Consider the following 7581-nt stretch of genomic DNA (forward strand, 5'->3'; position numbering starts at 1 on the left):
CTTCACGGTTGGCTCACGGCTTGTCCGTTGCTGAGCAGGACTTCCGTATCGACACCTTCAAGCAACACCTCCGGACCAAGATCAAAGCTGATTACAACAGGATTCTCCGTTGTCCAGCCATCAGGATCAAACCAAGCCCCACCTGTCGGTCCAATCGTATTGCGACTACCATCCCGATTCGCATACAGGGGATTATCCGTCCCGGCATTGATACAGGGAGAGTCAGGCTGGAGGGTGCGTGGGTCGTTGTCTATAAAAAGGGGGTCGCCGGCAAGTGGGTTCTCTTGAATTACGCCGCCTGCGACTTGCGTGGAGACTTGCCAATAAAGGTTATTTGAGGCGCTGATGCCAAAGGGTTCGTAAACTCCAAAAACGAAATTATGGAAAATATTGTTTGATATATTGATGCTGGTGGAAGCTGGCGAGTATATGCCTGTAGCACGGGCGGAAGGGTATGCATTTTGTATGTAGTTATTTGAAACCGTTGAAGTACCTGTGCTTTGAACCAAGATTGCAGGCTTGTTATAATCGGAGGTATTAAAATAAATCCGTAAAATATTATTAATAATCGAGTATTCATTGTCGCTTCCCGATAGACTAATAGCAGGGTATGAGGCGCGATCAATCGTACAGCCGACTATGATCGCTCTGGTCCCAGTACCAGAGAAATACAAACGGTCTGCTTCAGAATATCCCAGCCATGCTTTCTGCGCCGCCCAATTTACTGCAGATCCAACCACAATCCGGAAGGCTGTGGTCTTTTGTGCAGCACTACTGGCGGTGAAAGAACCCAATATCTCAGCTGAACTAACGGCCAATTCCCCTCCCGTCTGACTAATACTCTGGTGAGTTCCTCCTTGTATACTGACAGACGATGTGCCACTCACAGATATACCTGTTCCATCAGTGTCAATGTTTTGAATCAGGACTCCCTGCCCATCGGTCACAGAAACAAGTCCAGCAATCGTCACGATCTCCCCTGACACGGGGACGACGGTCAGGGCCTTATCAATGTTTACAGTTTGCTGATAAGTCCCCCCAAAGATGGCAATCGTATCGCCTGGGGCGGCAATGTCTACTTTGGCTTGGATTGAGGTTCCGGGGAGTACGGCATGGGTCGCGGCGCTCGCGCAGACGGAGGCAAGCGACCATGAGAGGAGAACGAGGAGTATTCGTTTCATAAGAGCTATGAGTTGAGAGATAGAGAGAAGAACGACAGCCGGGATGCTTTTTACAAATCGACTAGAGATTTTCTAAAAGCCTGATCCACTACTGTAAAGGTGAAACCGGAGAATCTTCGATAATGCAGAATCCAAAAGCTTCCCCCTTTTGGAAACTGATCACCCCCATGCCCTAGCCTAATGTTATCAAGGGTGAGAACCCTTTTTGAACCCTGAGACCACCCCCCTAAGCGCCCACAACTGTTTGCGCCCTGCCACGCCACCCAAGACCCCTACCTCCCAAAAACCAAAAAATCCATTTCCGCGGATTATGCCCCAGAAAAGGCTATGGGGGCTCGCGCGCGCGCGGGGGAATTCGCTGCGGCCAGCAGGACGCCCAGGGAGGGACCCCAATTGATCAAGGAGGCAGAGGAATCCTATTGCCAAATTCCTGTCAGAATAGATTCCACTCCATACAACTGCTTACTTTTCCATTCCAGATAAACAGCGGCACACATGTCCTAAACCGTTGTTTATAAGTGCTTTAAGTGATTTCGAATCCCTCTCTCTCCGCCATTCGGCGGGTCTACGGGTCTACAACAAAAAGTGGGGAGTGCGTATTATTTTGATGTTTCATGCTGTGTAACAGGCCTCTGGCCTGTTTGGATTTCCTCACTTTCGGGTGGAATCCCCCGTTGATGGACTTGGGTAATCGATCCCTTCTACATCAAGTAGACCCATTCGGAATCGGTGAGGTACAACCATTTGCCAAGGGCGCCCGCACCGACCTTCAGGACCTGGCCGCTTCCCTTGGGGTCAGTTACTCCAAGTTCCGTGCCCTCTTCAAGTCACAAACCGGATACTCCCCGCGGGAGTTTGAAATCAGGATCAAGCTGAACCGAGCCAGTGAAATGCTTCAATCGGGCATGAACAGTGTCTCGGATACATCGGAGGAGCTCGGCTACTCCTCAGTTTATTACTTCTCCCGCGCCTTTAAGCAGCAGTTTGGCAAATCACCCCGGGAATGGGCCAGGTCAAGCCACCGAAAAGCCCCTTAACTGTCAGATTTGCGGCTACTCCCCAAGCGACATCCACGACAATCTTGCTGCCCTCCTGACGGAGATTCCCAGCGAATGCTTCCTCGATTCATTTGAGGGGGAATCGGTGGGCGATCGGACCCAAATTAGTGAGTCTCATTTTTGATGAGGTGAATTCGGCCAAAAAGGCGAATCACGCCTAGTGGGGAAACGGTGCGCCGGAGTTTTTCATCTGATACAACGCTTTTTGCTGACGCAAGCGGGCTATGGGAAGGGCACGTCTCAATAACTCCGCTTCCCGGTCATTGAGCGGGTGCCTCGGATCGCTGAGCAGGCTTGAACAATTCGAGCAAAAATGGGAATGCACTGCCGGGGCTCGATGGCAACGGGCACATGTGATTTGGTCAACTGATTGGAAGGCTGTAGCTTGATAGGCCATAGCAGAGAGTTCGAGAACTCAGAATAATTCCCCTCAGCGTTCATGCAAGGAATTTCCTTATGTTATGCATAATTACACCCTAATTTTTGCAAAACAATGGGGATAGTGCGCAGGCGGCTACCCGCAAGGCCACAGCTTGAGATAAATTGCCCCATGTTGATGAAATTTCTAATAAATAGTGTAAGATACCCTAATAATCCTGCTCAACGCTTTGTCTAAAGGACTTCACAACCCACAACACTCCGCAAACCACAAATCCAGTCACCAATATGAAGAAGTTATTCCTCCTGTCCCTGGCAGCACTTGCCACTACCCAACTAGCCCAGGCCCAAGTCATCAGCGAAATCGATTTGGACAACAGTAAGGTCGAAATTGTGAACAATACCGCCTCGACCGTTGATCTCACCGGCTATTTCTGGTGCAATCGGGTCAACGGCAGCCCATTTTATCCAGCGGTCAGCGCAGCAGAAATCGACGCCGCCAACAGCACCGCCACCAGCCTGGTGATGGCTTCGGGCGAAATCCTGGTCTTCCAGCTGACCTCAGCCTTTCTCCCTGCTTCCGGGGGCGAGCTGGGGCTGTACAACACCAATTCCTTTGGTTCCCGTGCAGCACTTGTTGACTATGTCAACTACGGCACCAGCACAGGCGTTCGCGATACGGTTGCCGTCCAATCCCCTGCCATCTGGGAATCCAATGCGGCCGTCGACCTGAGCGGAGCGGCTCCGGGAGAGACTATCCAACTGCTTGGAGGCACCGCTGGAGACAGCGTCAATGATTACATCGTCGCCGCTGGCACGATCGGGGCAGCCCAGTCCGCTAAACTGGTTATCAGCGAGATCGACTTGGACAACAGTAAGGTGGAAATTGTCAATGTCGGTATTGGTCTGGCAGATCTGACTGGGTATTTCTGGTGCAACCGCGTCAATGGCAGCCCGTTTTATCCTGCTGTCAGCGCGAGCGACATTGACGGTGCAAACAGTGACGGAACAGATCTGATAATAGGATATCAGGAAGTACTGGTCTTTGACCTGACCTCCGCCTTTCTTCCTGCTTCCGGGGGTGAGCTGGGGCTGTACAGCACCAATACCTTCAGTACCCGCTCAGCGCTTATTGACTATGTCAACTACGGCACGAGCACAGGCGTTCGCGATACGGTTGCCGTCCAATCCCCTGCCATCTGGGAATCCAATGCTGCCGTCGACCTGACGGGTGCAGGCCCTGGAGACAGCATCCAGCTCCGCTTCGGAGAACCCGGGGACAGCGTTAGTCACTACGAGGTGAAGACGGCGTCGATTGGAATTGCCCAATCGATCTTCGAGGTACCTCCCCCACCCGGCATGGTATCCATCACTGACTTCGGCTTCATCGACAGCACAACGGTCTTTATCGAGTTTACATACGACGGCAGTCAAACAGTCGTGCCGGTGGAATCTTCGGTCCTCGGGGGCTTTACTGCCGTTTCCGACCGGACGACCGTATTGGAACCTTCAGGAAACCGTTTTGAATTCAGTGTGCCTGCGGGCAATCGCTTCTTCTTCCGTCTGGAAGAAATTAGCGGACCTTGACCCGCTTGAGAACTTGGTGATCCTCGGGTCATGGGAGTCCTTTATCTCAGGAATATTGCAGGGATTCTCAGTTGTGCCCTGTCCGTTGTCCCCGTACTCGGTATGGACATCGATGGCGACGGGCTACCGGATGATTTTGAGCTCCGCTACACGGATCCCACCTCTGCCACCGCCCTCAATCCTGGGGATGATCTCGAACTCGGGGGTGCCGGGGACGGATTGACGAACCTTGAGGAATACCTGGCCGGGACTAATCCCCTGAATGAGGATACCGATAATGACACCCTATTCGATGGTGAAGAAATTGCCGGGACGGATTTTGTTCCTCCAACCAATCCCCTGAAATCGGATACCGACGGCGACGGACTCAGCGACGGCGTCGAGACGAATACCGGGATTTTCATCTCCATCCGGAATACTGGAACTTCCCCCATTCGCGCCGATACCGACTTTGACGGATTTACGGATAAGGAAGAAGCGGATGCCGGAACGGATCCGAGCCGCGACACCTCGGCTCCAAGTTTCCTTTTACGCTACTGGAAACTTGACGGGGACTTGACGGATGAACTCACATCAGACTCAGGCACCGCATCTGCATTTCCTCAATACACGACCGACAGACATGGCATTCCTGATGGAGCACTCGCCTTCGATGGAACGAGCTACGTTGAATGGTCCGATGGCAGCGCCCTCAATGCCCTGCAAATTGGAACCATTTCAATGTGGGTCAAGTGGATTGGAACTCAGGACGGTAATCAGGCCGGCAGTTACGGAGCAGTGATAGCCAGACATGGGGACACTACCGGATCCCAGCAAATCCTCTCCCTTGACCGCGCTGATCCGGACAACGCCGTGGTCATCTGGAAACCTTATGGTGGAGCTGAAGGGGATATTCGACTCACCGGTACAACCCCTGTCGGGGACGGTGTCTGGCGACACATCGTGGTAACTTACCGTAACCGACGGCACTCTCTCTATATTGATGGCGTGCTGGAAGATACGACCATTTTTGCCGAGGGCACTTTCCTTGACGAGCCCGGCGGGGAAATGCCGATGACCATTGGTGCATGGACCAGTAGCGAAAATTCCAATACTTCTGCTGTTATCGATGACGTAAGAATTTACCGCGGTAACCTCACGGCAGACCGCGTGCTGGCCCTCAAGCTGGATTCGGATGAAGATGGCATACCGGATTCCTTTGAATTGATGCATACTGACGGGACGTCGACCACTTTACTTAATCCCGATGAGGACTTGGAGGGGGACGGCCTGACCAACCTCGAGGAATTCGAGAACAGAACCGATCCCAATAAAGAGGACAGTGATGCTGATGGGTTTCTCGACGGTGAAGAAGTGGCCTTTGCCTCGGACCCTGCTTCCCCCAATGACATTCCAGTCCGTTCCATCGCCCGTGTTTGGAACGAGGAAAACCTCCAGGCAATCCGGCTCGCCTTCCCGGACCCCGCTGTCCACGCATGGAACTTATTCCATGTTTCTGTCGCCATGTGGGACGCATGGGCGGCCTATGACCCGGTCGCTGTCGGATACTTGTTCCGGGAGGATGCAACCACTTCGGATTTGGCGGAGGGCCAAAGGAAGGCGATCACCTATGCCGCTTACAGGATTCTCAGTCGAAAATACAATGCCTACCCTCATCCGCTCACGCCATTGGAAAGCGCTGAAGCCAGTCAGGCCTCCTTTGACAAGGTGATGCGTCAACTCGGCTACGATCCGAATATCACAACCACTTTGGGAAGCAGCCCCGAAGCAATCGGGAATCGCATTGCCGAAGCCATCATTGCATGGGGGGCCTCAGATGGGTCCAATGAACTTCAGGGGTTTAGCGATAACACCTATGACCCTGTCAATCCTCCCCTTGAACTCCGACTGCCGGGAACCACCATGAACGACCCCAATCGTTGGCAACCGCTCGAGTTTGTCCTGCAGTTTTCCCAAAATGGACAAGTCCTTGAATCCACCGTCCAAGGATTCCTCGGCTCTCACTGGGGAGATGTCCGGCCATTCGGTTTAATGCGGGAATTTACCGACGAGGTCTACTTGGATCCAGGCAGGCCCCCGCAACTCGGCGATCCTGACTCGGACGATGCATTTAAAACTGGTAACCTCGAAGTCATTCGCTTCAGCAGCTATCTGGATCCAGAAGATGGCGTATTGATTGACGCTTCGCCCGGTGCAATGGGCAACAATTCATTAGGGGCCAATGATGGGGAAGGACACGCGGTGAATCCGGTCACCAACGCCCCCTACCCGCCCAACTGGGTCAGGCGGGCTGACTTCGGCCGAGTCATCGCCGAATACTGGGCGGATGGACCCGATTCGGAAACCCCGCCCGGCCATTGGAATGACATTGCGAATTCTGTCATTGACCATCCCGACTTCGAGCGCCGCTTCGGGGGGGCAGGACCGGAACTCGAGCCTCTCGAATGGGATGTCAAAATGTATTTCCTGATCAATGCCGCCCTGCACGATGCCGCCGTGGCTGCATGGGACTGCAAACGTGCATATGATTTTGTCCGTCCCATCTCTTCGATTCGCTACATGGGTGGACTCGGCCAATCAACCGATCCCAGCCGCTCTTCATTCCATCCGGACGGTCTTCCCCTCGTCGAAGGATTGGTCGAGGAGATTACCCTTGAGAGCTCATCACCGGGACAACGGCACAGCCACCTTTCAGACCACGTCGGGGAGATTGCCATTTACAGCTGGGGCGGTGAGCCCTTGTTCCCCGAGTCCCAATTTACCGGAACAGAATGGATTCGCGCAGTCGATTGGTTACCCTATCAGCGCGACACGTTTGTCACACCTGCCTTTGCCGGATTTGTCTCCGGTCACAGCACCTTCAGCCGCGCCGCCGCGGAGATCCTTACCCAGTTGACCGGTAGCGCCTTCTTCCCCGGCGGAATGGCCACCCACACGGAGGAACCAGGCAGCCTGGACTTTGAATACGGGCCTTCTGATACCGTTGTCCTCCAATGGGCCACCTATTATGACGCTGCCGATCAAGCAGGTATTTCACGGCTCTACGGAGGCATCCACGTTCCAGCGGACGACGGCCCTGGCAGAATAATGGGAGCCTTGTGCGGCTTGGGCGCATGGGACTTGGGCATTCCCTACTTCGACGGGAGCATCTTGAATTATCTCAATGACATGAGCATCTCCGTGACCCCTCAAGAGGATCTCAAATTGGAATGGGATCAAATCCGCGGTTTGTATTATGAAGTGCAGAAGAGTACGGACCTCATTCACTTCTTCCCCATTGGAGCCCGGGAACAGGCAACAGGTGACCGGAAAACCATGATTGTTCCATGGGACCGGAATAACGCTTATTACCGCGTTGTTCAAATGCCGTAAAGAAA

General features: G+C 53.4%; 4 protein-coding genes. 3 read left to right on the forward strand and 1 reads right to left on the reverse strand.

Annotated features, from left to right (window positions below; translation table 11 throughout):
- Nucleotides 1–2 precede the first annotated feature (2 nt).
- Nucleotides 3–1181 carry a NosD domain-containing protein gene (locus G0Q06_RS11870; RefSeq protein ID WP_163966256.1) on the reverse strand — a complete coding sequence of 393 codons (1179 nt, stop codon included), beginning with the start codon at nt 1179–1181 and terminating at the stop codon, nt 3–5.
- 677 nt (nt 1182–1858) lie between these two features.
- On the opposite strand from G0Q06_RS11870, the gene G0Q06_RS11875 reads away from it, so the two are divergent.
- The 3 genes from G0Q06_RS11875 (at nt 1859) to G0Q06_RS11885 (ending at nt 7576) form a co-directional block, all read left to right on the forward strand.
- Nucleotides 1859–2218: a helix-turn-helix domain-containing protein gene (locus tag G0Q06_RS11875; RefSeq protein WP_163966259.1), complete on the forward strand. Its 360-nt coding sequence runs from the start codon at nt 1859–1861 to the stop codon at nt 2216–2218.
- 687 nt (nt 2219–2905) lie between these two features.
- The gene (locus G0Q06_RS11880; protein WP_163966262.1) at nt 2906–4204 is read left to right on the forward strand and encodes a lamin tail domain-containing protein; all 1299 of its coding nucleotides are present in this window, start codon (nt 2906–2908) and stop codon (nt 4202–4204) included.
- Nucleotides 4205–4234: 30 nt separating this feature from the next.
- Nucleotides 4235–7576, forward strand: a complete 3342-nt coding sequence (locus tag G0Q06_RS11885) for a LamG-like jellyroll fold domain-containing protein (RefSeq protein WP_163966268.1) — start codon at nt 4235–4237, stop codon at nt 7574–7576.
- Nucleotides 7577–7581 lie beyond the last annotated feature (5 nt).

The sequence above is a fragment of the Oceanipulchritudo coccoides genome, assembly GCF_010500615.1.
Taxonomy (GTDB): Bacteria; Verrucomicrobiota; Verrucomicrobiia; order Opitutales; family Oceanipulchritudinaceae; genus Oceanipulchritudo; species Oceanipulchritudo coccoides.

Bases quoted from the DNA above. Each gene is read 5' to 3' on its own strand.
- G0Q06_RS11870 (WP_163966256.1), bottom strand. From the start codon at position 1,181: ATGAAACGAATACTCCTCGTTCTCCTCTCATGGTCGCTTGCCTCCGTC.
- G0Q06_RS11880 (WP_163966262.1), top strand. From the start codon at position 2,906: ATGAAGAAGTTATTCCTCCTGTCCCTGGCAGCACTTGCCACTACCCAA.
- G0Q06_RS11885 (WP_163966268.1), top strand. From the start codon at position 4,235: ATGGGAGTCCTTTATCTCAGGAATATTGCAGGGATTCTCAGTTGTGCC.
- G0Q06_RS11875 (WP_163966259.1), top strand. From the start codon at position 1,859: ATGGACTTGGGTAATCGATCCCTTCTACATCAAGTAGACCCATTCGGA.